At 64.9% G+C, this 14,804-nt stretch carries 16 protein-coding genes; 6 read left to right on the top strand and 10 right to left on the bottom strand.

The genetic code is table 11. From position 1 onward, the window contains the following. Nucleotides 1–21: 21 nt before the first annotated feature. Entirely contained in the window at nucleotides 22–1,047 is a 1,026-nt protein-coding gene (locus NKJ13_RS12390) for an RNA polymerase subunit sigma-70 (RefSeq protein ID WP_352737936.1), read from the top strand. A gap of 18 nt (nucleotides 1,048–1,065) precedes the next feature. On the opposite strand, the gene NKJ13_RS12395 is transcribed toward NKJ13_RS12390, so the two are convergent. The 3 genes from NKJ13_RS12395 to NKJ13_RS12405 all read right to left on the bottom strand — a co-directional run bounded on the left by NKJ13_RS12395 (nucleotide 1,066) and on the right by NKJ13_RS12405 (nucleotide 4,680). Next, a complete protein-coding gene (locus NKJ13_RS12395) occupies nucleotides 1,066–1,872 on the bottom strand; it encodes a DUF1194 domain-containing protein (protein WP_352737937.1) in 807 nt (268 codons plus the stop codon). 76 nt (nucleotides 1,873–1,948) lie between these two features. Continuing rightward, nucleotides 1,949–3,781, bottom strand: coding sequence for an ABC transporter ATP-binding protein/permease (locus tag NKJ13_RS12400; RefSeq protein WP_352737938.1), 1,833 nt, complete (start codon nucleotides 3,779–3,781; stop codon nucleotides 1,949–1,951). Between the two features lie 128 nt (nucleotides 3,782–3,909). Continuing rightward, nucleotides 3,910–4,680: a class I SAM-dependent methyltransferase gene (locus NKJ13_RS12405; protein WP_352737939.1), complete on the bottom strand. Its 771-nt coding sequence runs from the start codon at nucleotides 4,678–4,680 to the stop codon at nucleotides 3,910–3,912. A gap of 98 nt (nucleotides 4,681–4,778) precedes the next feature. On the opposite strand from NKJ13_RS12405, the gene gloB reads away from it, so the two are divergent. Further along, a complete protein-coding gene (gene gloB / locus NKJ13_RS12410; protein WP_352737940.1) occupies nucleotides 4,779–5,546 on the top strand; it encodes a hydroxyacylglutathione hydrolase in 768 nt (255 codons plus the stop codon). A gap of 21 nt (nucleotides 5,547–5,567) precedes the next feature. Beyond that, nucleotides 5,568–5,996, top strand: a complete 429-nt coding sequence (locus NKJ13_RS12415; RefSeq protein ID WP_352737942.1) for a cupin domain-containing protein — start codon at nucleotides 5,568–5,570, stop codon at nucleotides 5,994–5,996. 4 nt (nucleotides 5,997–6,000) lie between these two features. On the opposite strand, the gene NKJ13_RS12420 is transcribed toward NKJ13_RS12415, so the two are convergent. From NKJ13_RS12420 to NKJ13_RS12430, 3 genes are read right to left on the bottom strand one after another with little or no spacing between them, the layout of a single operon-like run. Continuing rightward, the gene (locus tag NKJ13_RS12420) at nucleotides 6,001–6,669 is read right to left on the bottom strand and encodes a lysoplasmalogenase family protein (protein ID WP_352737943.1); all 669 of its coding nucleotides are present in this window, start codon (nucleotides 6,667–6,669) and stop codon (nucleotides 6,001–6,003) included. Beyond that, complete coding sequence (yddG, locus tag NKJ13_RS12425; protein ID WP_254816632.1) at nucleotides 6,669–7,556, bottom strand: aromatic amino acid exporter YddG; 888 nt, start codon at nucleotides 7,554–7,556, stop codon at nucleotides 6,669–6,671. The genes NKJ13_RS12420 and yddG overlap by 1 nt, the downstream gene beginning before the upstream one ends. Before the next feature lie 40 nt (nucleotides 7,557–7,596). Then, entirely contained in the window at nucleotides 7,597–8,388 is a 792-nt protein-coding gene (locus NKJ13_RS12430) for a DUF3108 domain-containing protein (RefSeq protein WP_352649297.1), read from the bottom strand. A gap of 600 nt (nucleotides 8,389–8,988) precedes the next feature. Here NKJ13_RS12430 and rpmB point away from each other — a divergent pair. The 3 genes from rpmB (at nucleotide 8,989) to NKJ13_RS12445 (ending at nucleotide 10,778) form a co-directional block, all read left to right on the top strand. After that, a complete protein-coding gene (rpmB, locus tag NKJ13_RS12435) occupies nucleotides 8,989–9,285 on the top strand; it encodes a 50S ribosomal protein L28 (protein WP_006328411.1) in 297 nt (98 codons plus the stop codon). Nucleotides 9,286–9,367: 82 nt separating this feature from the next. Beyond that, on the top strand, nucleotides 9,368–10,048 hold the full coding sequence (locus tag NKJ13_RS12440; RefSeq protein ID WP_254816630.1) for a queuosine precursor transporter: 681 nt from the start codon (nucleotides 9,368–9,370) through the stop codon (nucleotides 10,046–10,048). Between the two features lie 55 nt (nucleotides 10,049–10,103). After that, nucleotides 10,104–10,778, top strand: a complete 675-nt coding sequence (locus NKJ13_RS12445) for a polyamine aminopropyltransferase (protein ID WP_352687360.1) — start codon at nucleotides 10,104–10,106, stop codon at nucleotides 10,776–10,778. 56 nt (nucleotides 10,779–10,834) lie between these two features. Here NKJ13_RS12445 and NKJ13_RS12450 read toward each other — a convergent pair whose 3' ends face one another. The 4 genes from NKJ13_RS12450 to cobT form a co-directional block, all read right to left on the bottom strand. After that, on the bottom strand, nucleotides 10,835–11,320 hold the full coding sequence (locus tag NKJ13_RS12450) for an SRPBCC family protein (RefSeq protein ID WP_352687358.1): 486 nt from the start codon (nucleotides 11,318–11,320) through the stop codon (nucleotides 10,835–10,837). Beyond that, complete coding sequence (locus tag NKJ13_RS12455; RefSeq protein WP_352687410.1) at nucleotides 11,317–11,685, bottom strand: ArsR/SmtB family transcription factor; 369 nt, start codon at nucleotides 11,683–11,685, stop codon at nucleotides 11,317–11,319. The genes NKJ13_RS12450 and NKJ13_RS12455 overlap by 4 nt, the downstream gene beginning before the upstream one ends. 201 nt (nucleotides 11,686–11,886) lie before the next feature. Continuing rightward, nucleotides 11,887–12,900: an esterase-like activity of phytase family protein gene (locus NKJ13_RS12460; RefSeq protein ID WP_352777822.1), complete on the bottom strand. Its 1,014-nt coding sequence runs from the start codon at nucleotides 12,898–12,900 to the stop codon at nucleotides 11,887–11,889. After that, entirely contained in the window at nucleotides 12,897–14,795 is a 1,899-nt protein-coding gene (gene cobT, locus NKJ13_RS12465; protein ID WP_352777824.1) for a cobaltochelatase subunit CobT, read from the bottom strand. Before cobT ends, NKJ13_RS12460 begins: the two co-directional genes overlap by 4 nt. Nucleotides 14,796–14,804: the final 9 nt, after the last annotated feature.

Raw genomic sequence — 14,804 nt, forward strand, 5'->3', positions numbered from 1 at the left:
ACTCGTAACCGCACAGCCCGCATGACAGACGCTCAACCACCCCTGGAACCAGCACGCCAGCCGATCCTCGATCGGCTGGCCTTCGAGAAGGTCACGGCCGCCCATCGCCGCGAGCTCAAGCTGCATTGCTATCGCATGATGGGTTCGCTGCACGAGGCCGACGACCTCGTCCAGGACACGTTGCTTCGCGCCTGGCGTGCCAGGTCGGAGTTCGACGGGCGAGGTTCGGTTCGTGGTTGGCTCTACATGATCGCGACCAACGCTTGCCTCAACGCCATCAAGGCGAGGTCGAGGGCGCATCGCATTCTCCGGGAACCCGGACGGCCGCCCTCGCACGGGGCGGCCATAGGCGGGCCCGTAGCCGACATCGCCTGGCTGGAGCCCTACCCCGACGCCGAGCTTCCAGACATTGCCGGCAGCGAGCCAGGTCCGGAAGCCCGTTACGAGAGCCGCGAGGCCGTCCAGCTCGCCTTCGTCGCAGCGATCCAGGATCTGCCACCCAGGCAGCGCGCCGCGCTGCTGCTTGCCGACGTCCTGGGATGGTCGGCCGTCGAGACGGCGCGTTTGCTGGGCGGATCGACGGCTTCGATCAACAGCGCGTTGCAGCGCGCCCGCGCAACGCTGGCGGCGCGCTATCCCCAGGGACGGCCGGCCAGCCGATCACGGCCCAGCCCCCAAGAAGGCCTGCTGCTCGAACGCTACATGCAGGCATGGCAGGCCGCCAATCTCGACAGCTTGATCGAGCTGCTGCGTGAGGACGCCATCTATACAATGCCGCCTTGGCGCGAATGGTATCAAGGCCGCGAAGCGATCCGCGGTTTCTTCGAGACCGTCTGGCCGAGGTTTGGCGGCTTCCGCACGCTGGCCACTCGGGCCAATGCCCAGCCGACGGTCGGAGTTTATTCCCGCAGCCACGATGGCCCTGAATGGCGGGCCCATTCCCTGCACGTGTTCGACGCAGCCGAGGGCGGGATCGCTTCCTTGACGATCTTCATAGGGCCGCTCGGGCCATCTCTGTTCCCGGCCTTCGGCCTGCCACCGGCCTAACCTACCCCTGGGCCAGCCTTATCGATCAAGTTCCGGGAAATATGGGTCCGAGAAAAACCGCCGGTCGCGCTCGCCTTGCAGGCAGTCGATCGGTGCCTCGATGCGGATCGTCCTCGGATCCACCTTGGGATACTCGATGCCGCTGACCTCGAGGATCAGTTTGCGGCGAGTGGCGGTGGCGAATTCGGAAGCAGCATAGATCGGCAGCACGAACGAGCCCGGCCCGCCGGTGACGCATTCGGCATAGTACCGGTCGAGATGGCTGAAGGTGGGTGACGGGCTGATCAGGATCGGCAGCCCGTTGATGACGATGCCCTTCGCCAGCGCCGCATCGCGTGCCGTCGTGACCGGCAAGCCGGTGTTGTTTGGGCCGTCGCCCGAAACGTCGATGACGCGGCGTTTGCCCGTGAAGGCCGTGCCGTTGAAAAGCTCGGCGCCGAAAGCCACTGCACCGGAAATCGAGGTGCCGCGAAAGCTCCTGAACGGGCGGGCCGCGATCTTGTCGGCGAAAGCGTTGGCGCTCTCCTTGCTGTCGACGACCTGCCAGGCAATGACCGCGTCGTCGCGGATGGTGCCGGCCCATTCGAAATAGGCGATGGCGATGCGGCCGGAGGTGCCGGCACGCACGGCGTTGATGAAGTCGGGATGGCGCAGCGCCGCGACATAGCCGGCGCGCTGCAGGGCAAACTCCCTTTCATCCATCGACTGCGAGATGTCGACGGCCAGCACCAGCTCGACATCGACGGCAAGTGCATTGGCCGGCGCGGCCGCAGGTGCTGCGGGGGCGCAGGCAAGGCAGGCGAGCAGGGCGAGAGCGTCAAGCATGGCCGATCGAAACGTTCCCATCTGAAACGATCGCGACAGTTTTTCGCCGCGATCGCGGCGAAATAAAGCTTGGTTTCTATTTCTTTCGGCCAGCCGAGGCGATGGCCGGGGGCGGTTCGATGGCCCCTGCCCTGATACGGGCCGGCTTGAGGGCCGGTTGGCCGGCATCCTTGACGATCGTCAACGCCCGCCGGAAGAAGCGGCCATTGTGCTGGCCGCGGCCGATATTGAGGATCGCGGCGTCGGGAAGGCGCTTCTCCAGCATCGACAGCACTTGCCTCAGCGTCGGGCCGTCGAACGCGTCCAGCGCCTCGTCGATGATCACCCATTTCGGCCGTCGCAAGGCGAGCCTGGCAAAGGCCAGCAGACGCTGCTCGTCGTCGCTGAGTTCACGCTCCCAGCGCGCCGAGCGATCGAGCGAGGACGACAGGCGCTGCAGCCCGACATCGGCCAGCACCTCCGAGATCTCGGCATCGCTCGCCTCCGCCGCGCCGTCTGCATGGTTGAGCACCTCGCGCAGCCTGCCGAGCGGGAAATAGGGCGTTCGCGGAACAAAGATCGGCGCTTCTCCGGCCGGCATACCGATGCGGCCGCTGCCCCATGGCCACAGACCGGCAATGGCGCGGAAGAACAGCGTCTTGCCGGCGCCCGGATCTCCGGTGATCATGACGCGGTCGCCGGCGCGGATTTCGACATGCGGCTCGGCAAGCTTGGTGCATCCCTCCGGCGAGGCGACCTCGAGTTTCTCGAACGTCAGGCTGCCGTCCGGGTTTTCGCCGAACGAAATGCGCCTTTCCGTATGGTGCAGCGCGTCGGTGTCGCCAAGCGCGATGCGGAAGTCGGCGACCCGCATCAGCGTAGCGCGCCAATCGGCGATGCCGCCGATATTGTTGATGAACCAACGCAGCGAAGAATGGACCTGGTTGAAGGCGCCGACTGCCATCATCAGACCGCCAAAGCTGATATCGCCGGCGAAATAGACCGGTGAGGCGACCAGGATCGGCGCGACGACAGTGATCCAGCCGTAGGTGTCGGTGACCCAGGAAAGATTGATCTGGGCGCGGTAGATGTGCCGCATGGCGCCCAGCACCATGCCGAGATCGAATTCGAGGCGGCGCCTGGCATCGGCCTCGCCATGCGCCAGCGCGATGGCATCGACATTCTCGTTGACGCGAACCACCGAAGAACGCAGCTCCGCTTCACGCGTATAGCGATCGTTGTTGAAGCGGATCAGCGGCCGCCCGACCAACCAGCTCAACCAGGAGGCGGTGCCCGCATAAAGGATCGCCGCCCAGACCATGTAACCGGGTATGGCCAGCGAATGGCCGCCTATGTGGAAGACGAAGCCGGAAGACAGCGACCACAAGACGCCGACGAATGAGGCAAGCAGGATGCAGGACTGCAGCAGGCCGATGCCGAGGCCGGTGGAAAGATCCGAGAGATGCGCGACATCCTGCTGCAGGCGCTGGTCGGGATTGACGCCGATGGCGCCGGCATGGGCCAGCCGGAAGGCGCGCGCCGGCCGCATCCACTCGCCGATCAGGTCGAGCGTCAGCGCCTCGCGCAGCTTCAGGCGGATCATCTGGTCGAGCCAGGTCTGGCCCACGTTAAACAGAAGCAGCCCGCCGGCTATTGCCGCAAAGACCAGAAGCTGATGCAGGAAGGCCGGCATGTCGCGCCGCGCCAGCGCGTCGAAGAACGGCTGGTTCCAGCGATTGAGCAGAATCTGCCCGACCGAGGTTGCGACAATGACGGCGACGATGCCGATCGCGGCCCAAAACAATTGCTTTCGCACCGGCGAGGTGGTCAGCGCTATCTTGATTGTTGCCAGCTGCTCACCCAGGCTGCTGGCTTCGATCGAGGTGGCAAGCTTCTGGGCGCTGGCCTCGACATCCGGATGATCATCCATTGGTTAAATCCTTGCATTCGGAGCGATGCCGAACCGGTCATAGGGATCGGCCGCACGGCCTTCAATCGGACAGCAAACCCGATCGCGTCAGATAGGCGTGAAAAAGCCTGTCCGAGATCACGAACGCGTCATCCTGCCCGCGCCGGATGTTCGGCCCGCGACAGCCGGCCGAGCGTCGGGGCGCCATGCGGCGAGAGAACCGGCACGAAGACGCGGCGGGACGCGCGCTGGGCAACCGGCACGCCTTGATAGAGCCGCTTCTGCGCCTCGACGACGATGACGCCCGAAAAGATCGGCCAGAAGCGCCGGCCGGCGCGTTCCAGCACATTGTGGAACTGCATCATGAAACGTCGCGGCGACGGCGGGAAGAACAGCGCATCGGACCATGCCGCCGGCGTGAAATTCGCTTCGCGTAGCAATTCAGTGAGCTGGCCGCGCGAGAACGGCCGGCCATTGCCGAAAGGCGTATGCTCGAAGCGCGCCCAGACGCCGCGCCGGTTGGGCACAACGATGACGACACGGCCGGCCGGCGACAGCACCCGCCAGATCTCGTTCAGCGTCTCGCGCGGGTTCTCGACATGTTCGAGCGAATGGACGAGCAGCATGCGGTCGATGCAGGAATCGACCAGCGGCAGTTCCTCGTCGAAGACCAGCGCGGTCGCCGTCGGCCCCGTCGCCGGCCAGACCACCGCGCCCTGTGTTGCCGGCATGAAGGCAAACACACGCTCGGCATCGCTGCCGAAGCGTTCCAGCCACGGCAAGGTATAGCCGAGACCGACCAGCCGCTCGTTGGGCACTACGGCCCATATCGAGGACAGCGCCATAGTGATCGAGCGTTCGGCCAGGCGGCCGAGCGTGGTCGAATAAAACGAACGGAGATCGACAATGTCTGAATGCATGCGCGGAACGGTAGCTTCGAAGCAGTCCAAGTTCAACAAAGGCAGATGACATCGGCTGGCAGGCGCCCTATGTCTGCGGCAATAAAGGGAGAGATGCGATGCCGGTCGAGATCGAACAATTCATGTGCCGCAGCGACAATTTCGGCGTGCTGGTGCACGACCCGAAAAGCGGCCAGACGGCGCTCATCGATGCGCCCGAGGAGGCGCCCATCCTGGCGGCCATCAAGCGCACCGGCTGGACCCCGACGATGATCCTGACCACCCACCACCATCTCGACCACGTCGAGGCCAATCTGGCGCTGAAGGAGCGTTTCAAGCTGCGCATTGTCGGTCCGGAAGCCGAAAAGGCAAAGATTCCCGGCATCGACGAAACCGTCGAACAGGGCTCGGTTGTCCGCCTCGGCGACGAGCGGATCGAGGTCATCGCCACGCCCGGCCACACGGCGGGCCATGTCACCTATCATCTGCCGGCGTCGAAAGTAGCTTTCGCCGCCGACACGCTGTTTGCGCTCGGCTGCGGGCGGCTGCTCGAATGCAAGCCGCCGGTGATGTACGAATCCCTGAAGAAGCTCGCGGCGCTGCCGGCCCACACGGTCGTCTATTGCGGCCATGAATATACGCTGGCCAACGCCCGTTTCGCGCTGACCGTCGACCCGACCAATTCGGCGCTGAAAGAGCGCGCCGCCAAGGTCGAGGCGTTGCGCGCCGACGGCAAGCCGACGCTGCCGACGACGATCGGCGAGGAACTGTCGACCAATCCGTTCCTGCGCTGGCACGATCCGGCGATCCGCAGACATCTCGGCCTGGAGAAGGCCTCCGACGCCGAAGTGTTCGCCGAGATCCGCAAGCGCAAGGACAATTTCTGAGCGGCGCCAGGAGCTAGGGTCATGACCAGTTCCGCCGAAATCATCGCTCTGCTCGGCCTGAAGCCGCATCCGGAAGGCGGCTGGTATGCCGAGACCTTTCGCGACGGCTCGGCAGGCACGCGCGGCCATTCGACGGCGATCTATTTCCTCCTCGAGAAGGACCAATTGTCGGCTTGGCACCGGGTCAAGGACGCGGCCGAGGTCTGGCATTTCTATGACGGTGCGCCGCTGGCGCTGTCGATACATCGAGAAGGCGGTCCCGGCATCGAGGAGATCCTCGGTACCGGGCTCGCTGCAGGCGAGCGGCCGCAGATCGTCGTGCCGGCAGGCTGGTGGCAGTCGGCACGCAGCCTCGGCGAATGGACCTTGGTCGGCTGCACTGTGGCGCCGGGTTTCGATTTCGCCGCCTTCGAACTTGCCGAACCAGGCTGGCTGCCGGGAACCCCATAGGCACCTAGCCCAGCAGGAAACCCAGCGTGATCGCCAGCTGGCCGACGTAATACAGCGCCCATGCCGCATGGCGCACCCAAATGCGGTGCGGCGAGATGGCGGGCAGCAGGAACTTTTCCGCGGCATGCAGCCCGTCGGACAGGATGAGCAGGACGATGCCGCCAATGACCCCGACGCTGTTCAGGGTGAGCGCCGCAATGCCCATGGCAAGCAGTGCCGCGGCATGCACGCCAATCGGCAAACGCAAGGCGGGGCCGACGCGGCGCCGGAGCGCGAAAACCATCGCCAACACCAACACGGCCATCGCCAGCACGATCGCTGCTCGCCACGGCTCGGCCAAAAGCAGCCCGAGGCCGCCGCCGGCACGCAGGAACAGCACGACGTAAAGCACGTGCGCGGCAAGAAAACTGGTTGCGCCGCCAAGAAATGCCTTCTCGCCGTCGCGCGACAGGAGGGCGTCGCCGACGGCGCTGACGCCGAGTGCGGCGACGAGCAGCCATGGACCGCCCTGCTGCACGACCAGCACCGCAAGCATCGCCACCGCCAACGTCCTTGCCGCCGACCGCGAAAGGCGCGGCGGCATGCCGAGGCTGAACGCGTAAATCACCGCCGCCGCCAGCGAAAACACCAGCGTCGCATTGGCATTGGCATCGATGCCGCCGGGAAACGGCATCAAGCGTTTGCCTCGCTCGTAGCCCTCTTGCGCAGGAACAGCGATTTCGCCGCGAGTGCCGCGCCGCCGGTGATCAGCACGCAGGCGGCGAGGATGCGCCATGACGGCTGGGCGAAGCCGGCGGCGATCAGCACCAGGGTGGACAGCAGCGGCGCGGCATAGCTCGCCGCCCCCAGCACCTGGATGTTGCCGCGCTTGACGCCGATGTCCCAGGCATAGAACGCCGCCCCCACCGGCATCAGACCGAGGCCGAGCACGGCCAGCCACTGGCCGGCGCCGGCGGGCAGCACCGTCTGTTCAAGCAATAGGTGGCAGACCAGCGAAAGGACCGCGGTGGCGGCGCAGAACCAGGTAACGATGCTGGTCGGCACCGACGGGAAGCGCCGCGACAACAGCGAATAGGACGACCACAGCACCGCACAGACGCCGGCCATGGCGTAGCCGAAGGCATAACGCGCGTCGAAGGCAAGCCCGCCACCTTTGGTGACGATCAGGACCGTGCCGGCAAGGCCGAGCAGCGCGCCGGCGACGTGATTCCAGGCCAGCCGCTCGCCCGGCATCAGCGCCGACCCCAGCACGATCAGCAGCGGCCACAGATAGGCGATCAGGCTGGCCTCGACGGCCGGCGCATTGCGCAGCGCGGTGAAGTAGAAGAAGTGGTAGCCGAACAGGCCGGCAATGCCGATCACCCAGACCTGGCGCGGTATCTTCGCGGCGCCATCGGCTGCCGGCATCAACAGCCGGGCAACCAGCCCGACGCAAGTGCCGATCGTAAAGGTGATTGCCGAAAGCAGGAACGGCGGCACGGCGCCCGAAGCATCCGTAAGCAGCGCCAGCAGCGCCCACATGGCGACCGCGGAGAAGCCGATCAGTGTTGCGCGCGCCATACCCGTCGCCCCGTGCCCCGTTGGCGGCGCACCATCACGCCTATTCGTTTGCTTCGAACCGCTCCGCGCTGATCGTCAACGGACCGATTTGCGTGCTGACCGTGGCGCGGATCGGCGCATATACGCCGCTTTGGCCGACTGGTGCAAACGTCACCATGATGCGGCTGCGTTTCTTCAGGTAGTTCAGCGCTTTGCGGTTCTTGCGGTAACCGGCCACCGGCTCGAAGCCCAGCCTGCAAGTGACCGTATCGCCCTTGTAGCCGGCCACCGAAATCGACCCTTTGGACTCGTAGGTCAATTTGAGATCGGCCCGCATTTCGCCGTCATAGAGCTTCACCGTGCGCCCGCAGACCTGGTCGAGGCTGTCGGCATGGATGACGGTCGCGGCCATGGGGTCGAGGACCGATACGAGATCGCTGCCGGCCAGCGGTATCCAGTTGTTGGGATTGCGCTTCTTCGGCTCAGGCACGACCTTGGTCGAGGTGACGACGCCGTTGGCAAACCGGATGTCGATCATCGATGCCTTCTTGCCGGAGGTGTAGTCGGCGTGGAACGCTTGCGGCTGCAACCGCTTGCCCGAAATCTTGCCCTTCGACGAGATCGTACCTCGCGTATCGTCGAACAAAGTGGCGAGGCCGGCAGCGGAGACGCTGCCCTCGATCGAATAGGTGTCGCCCTCGTAATGGCTGGAGAATTTCGCTTTGGCCACGGAAAGGCCGAGGAACGATACCGAATACTCGCCCGTGAAGGATTGCGGCTCAGCGGCCGAAACCGTCGTCGACAGCGCGACGGCCATCAGCACGACCAGGGCATGGAGGAAAGAACGAGGCATGGCGGGTCCTTGGTTGTCGACCGGACGGGCGGCTCCGGTCTGGCATGTCCCTGTGCGACCGCTTATAGGCTGAATTCCGGCCTTAATGTGAAAGGCGGCGTCGGCAGGGAACGCTGGGGAGGGTCCAGGGCCAGAAAAAAACCCGCCTCGGCGGGCGGGTCGTCGGTGCGAATCAGCACCATACCTAAATTAGTAGCATAGCTGCCGGCACAAAGCAAGAACAAAATGCGGCCATCGACGAATTTGCGGATCTGCCTCGGCCCGGATGAGGGAAAGGGTTGCGGCTTCACTCCGGCTTGGGCTCCTCGCCCCACGAAAGTGGGGAGAGCGCAACCATCATGCGGTGGGCGAGGAACCCAGGTCTTGAGAGAACTGCGGGACAGCAATATCTCCTCCAGAAGAGGGCGATCAGCAGCTTCACTGACGACACCTACTCCGAAAGTGCGATTCCCCATCCCCGAAGCAACCCCCAAGCTTGACGCCTCGGCGAAATGCAACTATGGAACGCCAACTTTTTCCATGAGGCCGCCTGACCGAAACCGCGCGCCACCCGGCGCGGGTCGAATGTTTGGCCAGGACCGAGAACCGAAGGTTAGTATCATGTCCCGCACTTGCGAACTCACTGCCAAGGCAGTCATGTCCGGCAACAATGTGAGCCACGCCAACAACAAGACCAAGCGTCGCTTCCTGCCCAATCTCGTCAATGTGACGCTGATCTCGGAAGCGCTGAACCAGAATGTGCGCCTGCGCATTTCGGCCAACGCGCTGCGTTCGGTCGAGCATCGCGGCGGTCTCGATGCCTTCCTGGCCAAGGCCGATGCCAAGGAATTGTCGCAGCGCGCCCGCCTGTTGAAGAAGCAGATCGCCAAGAAGCTCGCCGAACAGCCGGCCGCCTGAGTTTTTCGGCGGCAGCCGCCTTCCAGGGCGTGACCCGGGTTCCGGATCGCGTTCCGCTGGTTCCATTACCCAGGATAAAAAAATGATCTTCCTCTCGCGGTACCTGCCCTTCGTGGCGGCCATGGCGCTCGTCGTCGTGGCCTCGAACATCCTCGTGCAGTTCCCGATGCAGGGTGCTATCGGCGGATTGTCGTTGGCCGACATCCTGACCTGGGGCGCCTTCACCTATCCGTTCTCATTCCTGGTCACCGATCTCGCCAATCGCCGTTATGGGCCGGCGGTGGCGCGCAGGATCGTCTTTATCGGCTTCATGACAGCGGTGATCTGCTCGATCGTCATCCCGCCGCTGCTGTTTCGCCACGGCCTGATCGAATTCGAGACCGCCGCCGACCGGCTGGTGCGCATTGCCGCGGCCTCGGGCGCCGCCTTCCTCACCGCGCAGTTGCTCGACGTCACCGTGTTCAACCGGTTGCGCCGGCAGAGTTGGTGGCGCGCGCCGATTGTCGGCACGCTGGTCGGCTCTGTCTTCGACACGGTGGTGTTTTTCACCGTCGCCTTTGCGGCGGCTTTCGCCTTCGCCGGACCGAACGACGGCTTTGCGTTGGAAACCGCGCCGCTGATGGGTGTGTTGCCGGTCGAGACGATGCGCTGGGTATCCTGGGCGCTCGGCGATCTCAGCGTCAAGCTGGTCATAGCGGTGGTGGCGCTGATCCCCTACCGGCTGCTTGCCGCCCGCTGGAGCCAGCCGGCACTGGCAGCATGATCCCGAAAAGTGGGAACCGGTTTTCGGACAAGATCATGCTCAAAGACTATCGAGCATGATCCCCTGGCTTCAACTGGACTCGGCAAAAACGCCTGACGGCGGACAGGAACTCCGCCTGAAGCGGCGCGGCGGCGAATTCTCGATCATGCTTGGCCCGAACGAGCTGATGAACAGCCGGCTCAGCGGTTCCGAAGAGGCGCTTGCGAAACTGTCCTGCCAAAGGATTGCCGGCCGCCGGACCCCAAACATCCTGATCGGCGGCCTCGGCATGGGCTTTACCTTGCGCGCGGCGCTGGCCGAGCTCGGCGACGGTGCGCAGGTCGCCGTTGCCGAACTGGTGCCGGCAGTCGTGATTTGGGCGCGCGGCCCGATGGCCGAGGTTTTCGACGGCTGCCTTGATGACCGGCGCGTCAGCATTCGCGAGGCCGATGTCGGTCAGCTCATCCGTTCGGAAGCATCGACCTGGGACGCGATCCTGCTCGATGTCGACAATGGCCCCGAGGGCATCGTCTACAAGGCCAACGATGCGCTCTACAGCGCAGCCGGCCTGATCAGCGCGAGAGCAGCTCTCAAGCCCGGCGGTGTGCTGGCGGTCTGGTCGCAGGGCCCTGACGCAGGTTTCACCCGAAGGCTCAAGCAGGGCGGCTTCACGGTCGAGGAGGTCAAGGTGCGGGCTCACGGCAAGCGCGGCGCCCGGCACATCGTCTGGCTCGCGACCAAGGGGCAATAGGCCACCTCGCAATCCGGGCGGGCCTTGTGGTCGCCGCCCGCCACGCCGACGAACCTCTACTTCGCCTTCTGAAGCTCGGCGGCGAGCGCCTGCAGCAGCCCGCGTGTGCCCTCCTCGCGCCCTTGCGCTGAATCGACGCCATCGAAGAACGCACCCTGTTCGGTATAGGTCAGGCGGGTGCCCTCGCCGGAAGGTGCAAGCTCGACCGTGGTGAGCGACGCCGACAGCGGCTGCGCCCCGACCGCCATCCGGTATGAAAATACGATGCGCCGGTCAGGGACGATGTCCTGGAACTGCGCATCGAGCCTGATCTCCGGGCCGCCCTGGTAGCTGAACCGCGAAACCTCGCCACCGCCGACACGGAAATCGAAGGTGAATTCGGCGATGGTGAACCCGTCGCCTTCGACGCGCCAGCGCCGCACCGTCGCCTTGTCGGCAAAGGCGAAGAAGACGCTCTCGGGCGATTGCGGATAGGTCCGCTCGATCGTGAAGGTCGAATGGATGACGGAGTGCTCGTCGTTAACCGGGGCAATCTGGTTCATTTCTTGTCGTCCTTTTCCTGCTCGTGGAGTGTTGCTTTCGGTTGGTCAGTCTCCGCCAGGATCTGGCCGAGACGGTCGAGCTGGCGTTCGGCGGGCGTACGGCGCGCGGCGATCCAGTCGGCGAGCGGGGCTAGCCCGCCGGGCTCGATCCGGCAGGTGCGCACGCGTCCGACCTTCTCGCTGCGGATCAGCCCGCACGCTTCCAGCGCCTGGAGGTGCTGGAGCACGGCGGCGAAGGTCATGCCGAACGGCTCCGCCAACTGGCTGACGGTGGCCGGCCCGCGGCTCAGCCTTTCCAGGATTGCCCGGCGCGTCGGCTCGGCAAGAGCCCGCAGGATGCTGTCGATCTCGGAATACTTAAGCATGGACTTGAGTATTTCGCCGATGACACCAACTGTCAAGTCACGACTAAAGTATTTTTGCAAATGGTGAGAGCCGGCTGGAAAACCCGCGACGCGGGTCATTGCCAGAGAAAATCGCCAGGCGAAATTGCAAGGGAAATTGCCTGCGCTGCAAAACGGCGCGGAAACGCCAGCGATGCTGTCAGCCAGCAGGCCGGTCGCGCGTCAATCCTCGTGCAGCACAAATTCCAGGTAAAGATTGCGCTGCAGGATCGAGTGGTTGTCATCGGACATCAGCGACACGATCAGCGCGCCATCGTCGCGGGTCCAGACGTCGAGCGCTTCCATGTTATCGATCTGGTAGCCCATGTCGGCTTCGAGCAGCACCGGCCCGTCGGCGACGGCGCCCTTCTCGACGCCTTCGCCATAGATGCGCCGCAGCCGCATCTTGACGCCGCCGGCCATCGAAAAACTGCGCTCCAGAAGCAACAGGTCGCCGTCCGGCAGGAAGGCGCCGTCGGTGATGTCGAAATCGCCATTGCGCTTGACGGTGAAGACGCCCTTGTGCGGCCCTTCGATGATCGCGGCAAAGATGTTGCCGGCCTTGTCGAGGCTCTTTTCCGACACCACGACCAGTCCGCCCGCGTGCTGCCCGTTGGGACTGGCGCGGGTGACGGTCTCAAAGCCGCGATTGCGGCGAAGTTCCCAGGCTGGGATCAGGAAGTCCAATTGCCTGAACGGCACCTTCATGCCGTCCGGATCGATCTTGAACTCTGCGATACGGTGATCGCCCTCGAAACCGACCGTGGCAATACCGTCCTTGACCGCGAGGCCTTCGGCATCGACCGCCCATTTCTCGTCGATCGGCTGGCCGGCCGCATCGACCATCTGCTGCATGCGAAAATTCTGGATGCCGGAAGGCCGCTTCTCGGCATCGTGGACGAGGGTGCCGAAGAACCAGAAGCCGGTGTCGGCAACGCCGATGAAATCGCTGCCGGGCTTGAGGAACCGAAGCGCCGAGAGCGCGCCGAAATCGCGCGTCGACGAGGTCATTTCGAGCCCGCCGACGAATTCGAGCGGCCCGAACTGTTTGTCCGGCCGGCCGATATGGAATTCGCTGATCGGCCGTGCCGAGATTTCGGCCGGCTCGACCGAGGCCATAGCCGGCGCCAAACTGATGCCTAACAACGCACTGGCGGCCAAAAGCTTCTGCCAAAAGCCGCCGCGGGAAAAAATCATCCGGCGCGCCGCATGCCGCCGCGCCGCGTGTCCCGCACGGTTTCCTCGGCGAACAGCGAGGCCAGCTGCTCGGTCATGGCGCCGGCCAGTTCTTCGGCATCGACGATGGTGACGGCGCGGCGATAGTAGCGGGTGACGTCGTGGCCGATGCCGATGGCCAAAAGCTCGACAGGCGAGCGCGTCTCGATGAGCTCGATGATGGCGCGCAGATGCCGCTCGAGATAATTGCCCGGATTGACCGACAGCGTCGAATCGTCGACCGGCGCCCCGTCCGAGATCATCATCAGGATCTTGCGCTGCTCCGGCCGCGCGATCAGCCGGTTGTGCGCCCACAGCAGCGCCTCGCCGTCGATGTTTTCCTTGAGCAGGCCCTCGCGCATCATCAGCCCGAGATTGCGGCGCGCCCGCCGCCACGGGTGGTCGGCGGATTTGTAGATGATGTGGCGCAGATCGTTGAGCCGGCCGGGGTTCGGCGGTTTGCCTTCCTTCAGCCATTTCTCGCGCGCCTGCCCGCCCTTCCAGGCGCGGGTGGTGAAGCCGAGGATTTCGACCGAGACGCCGCAGCGTTCCAGCGTGCGCGCCAGGATGTCGGCGCAGGTCGCGGCGACCGTGATCGGCCGGCCGCGCATCGAACCCGAATTGTCGAGCACCAGCGACACCACCGTGTCGCGGAATTTGGTATCGCGCTCCTGCTTGAAGGACAGAGGCTGCATCGGGTCGATGACGACGCGCACCAGCCGTGCCGGATCGAGATAGCCTTCTTCGAGGTCGAAATCCCAGGAGCGGTTCTGCTGCGCCATCAGGCGGCGCTGCAGCCGGTTGGCCAGCCGCCCGACGACGCCGGAAAGGTTGGCGAGCTGCTTGTCGAGGAAGGCGCGCAGTCGGTCGAGCTCCTCCTCCTCGCACAGTTCCTCCGCACCAACGGTCTCGTCGAAGGCCGTGGTGAAGACCTTGTAGTCGATCTCTTTCGGCAGATTGGTGAAGGGATTGTCGTTGCGGCGCGCCTCGCCGGGCGTCTCCGCATCGGCGTCGTCATCGTCGGAGAGATCCTCGGCGGTGGCGTCGGAGGCTTCCGTCTCGGCCGATTGCTCGTCGTCCGACGATGCCTCGGTATCCTCGGACTGCGACTGCTCGGAGCCCGAATCGTCTTCGCCGCCCTCCTCGCTCTGCTCCTCGCCTTGCGGCTGGTTTTCGTCGTTGTCCTCGGAGTCTTCCGTCTCCTGGTCGTCGCCGAGCTCCTCCGCCATTTCCATGGAGGCGAGCATCTCGCGCACGACGCGGGCGAACGCCTGCTGGTCGTCGAGCTTTGCCGACAGCCCGTCCAGATCGGCACTGGCTTTTTCCTCGACCCAGGGGCGCCAGAGATCGACCAGCCGTTCGCCGCTCTTCGGCACAGTGCGGCCGGTCAGCTTTTCGCGCACCATCAGCGCCAGCGCTTCCTCGATCGGCGCGTCGGCCTTGTCCTTGACGTCGACGAGGTTGGCCCTGGCGTATTTGTCCTCGAGCATCGAGCCGATATTGTCGGCGACGCCCTGCATGGCGCGGCTGCCGATCGCCTCGACCCGGGCCTGCTCGACCGCGTCGTAGATGGCGCGGGCCTGTTTGCCTTCCGGCGCCAGCCTGGTGTGGATGCGCGTATCATGGCAGGCGCGCTTCAGCGCCATGGAATCGCCGAGCCCGCGGGTAATGGCGATATCCGCCTTCGATGCCTTCTTCGGCAGTTCGGGCAGCCGGGCGCGACTGCCGGCCAGCGCCGGCCGGTCCTTGGCGAAACCGACCTCGAGATCCTTGTCGCCGGCGATGGCGCGCATGCAGACGGTAACCGCGCGCTTGAAGCTGTCGGCCTCAGCGCCGGTCTTGGATTTGTTTCGTGTGTTGTCGCCCGGACCCGCCATCGAGACTCT

The sequence above is a fragment of the Mesorhizobium sp. M0174 genome (assembly GCF_040322275.1).
Taxonomy (GTDB): domain Bacteria; phylum Pseudomonadota; class Alphaproteobacteria; order Rhizobiales; family Rhizobiaceae; genus Mesorhizobium.

Bases quoted from the DNA above. Each gene is read 5' to 3' on its own strand.
- NKJ13_RS12415 (WP_352737942.1), top strand. From the start codon at position 5,568: ATGACCAGTTCCGCCGAAATCATCGCTCTGCTCGGCCTGAAGCCGCAT.
- NKJ13_RS12395 (WP_352737937.1), bottom strand. From the start codon at position 1,872: ATGCTTGACGCTCTCGCCCTGCTCGCCTGCCTTGCCTGCGCCCCCGCA.
- NKJ13_RS12445 (WP_352687360.1), top strand. From the start codon at position 10,104: ATGATCCCCTGGCTTCAACTGGACTCGGCAAAAACGCCTGACGGCGGA.
- NKJ13_RS12400 (WP_352737938.1), bottom strand. From the start codon at position 3,781: ATGGATGATCATCCGGATGTCGAGGCCAGCGCCCAGAAGCTTGCCACC.
- NKJ13_RS12390 (WP_352737936.1), top strand. From the start codon at position 22: ATGACAGACGCTCAACCACCCCTGGAACCAGCACGCCAGCCGATCCTC.
- NKJ13_RS12440 (WP_254816630.1), top strand. From the start codon at position 9,368: ATGATCTTCCTCTCGCGGTACCTGCCCTTCGTGGCGGCCATGGCGCTC.
- yddG (WP_254816632.1), bottom strand. From the start codon at position 7,556: ATGGCGCGCGCAACACTGATCGGCTTCTCCGCGGTCGCCATGTGGGCG.
- NKJ13_RS12405 (WP_352737939.1), bottom strand. From the start codon at position 4,680: ATGCATTCAGACATTGTCGATCTCCGTTCGTTTTATTCGACCACGCTC.
- NKJ13_RS12455 (WP_352687410.1), bottom strand. From the start codon at position 11,685: ATGCTTAAGTATTCCGAGATCGACAGCATCCTGCGGGCTCTTGCCGAG.
- NKJ13_RS12420 (WP_352737943.1), bottom strand. From the start codon at position 6,669: ATGCCGTTTCCCGGCGGCATCGATGCCAATGCCAATGCGACGCTGGTG.
- cobT (WP_352777824.1), bottom strand. From the start codon at position 14,795: ATGGCGGGTCCGGGCGACAACACACGAAACAAATCCAAGACCGGCGCT.
- gloB (WP_352737940.1), top strand. From the start codon at position 4,779: ATGCCGGTCGAGATCGAACAATTCATGTGCCGCAGCGACAATTTCGGC.
- NKJ13_RS12460 (WP_352777822.1), bottom strand. From the start codon at position 12,900: ATGATTTTTTCCCGCGGCGGCTTTTGGCAGAAGCTTTTGGCCGCCAGT.
- NKJ13_RS12430 (WP_352649297.1), bottom strand. From the start codon at position 8,388: ATGCCTCGTTCTTTCCTCCATGCCCTGGTCGTGCTGATGGCCGTCGCG.
- NKJ13_RS12450 (WP_352687358.1), bottom strand. From the start codon at position 11,320: ATGAACCAGATTGCCCCGGTTAACGACGAGCACTCCGTCATCCATTCG.
- rpmB (WP_006328411.1), top strand. From the start codon at position 8,989: ATGTCCCGCACTTGCGAACTCACTGCCAAGGCAGTCATGTCCGGCAAC.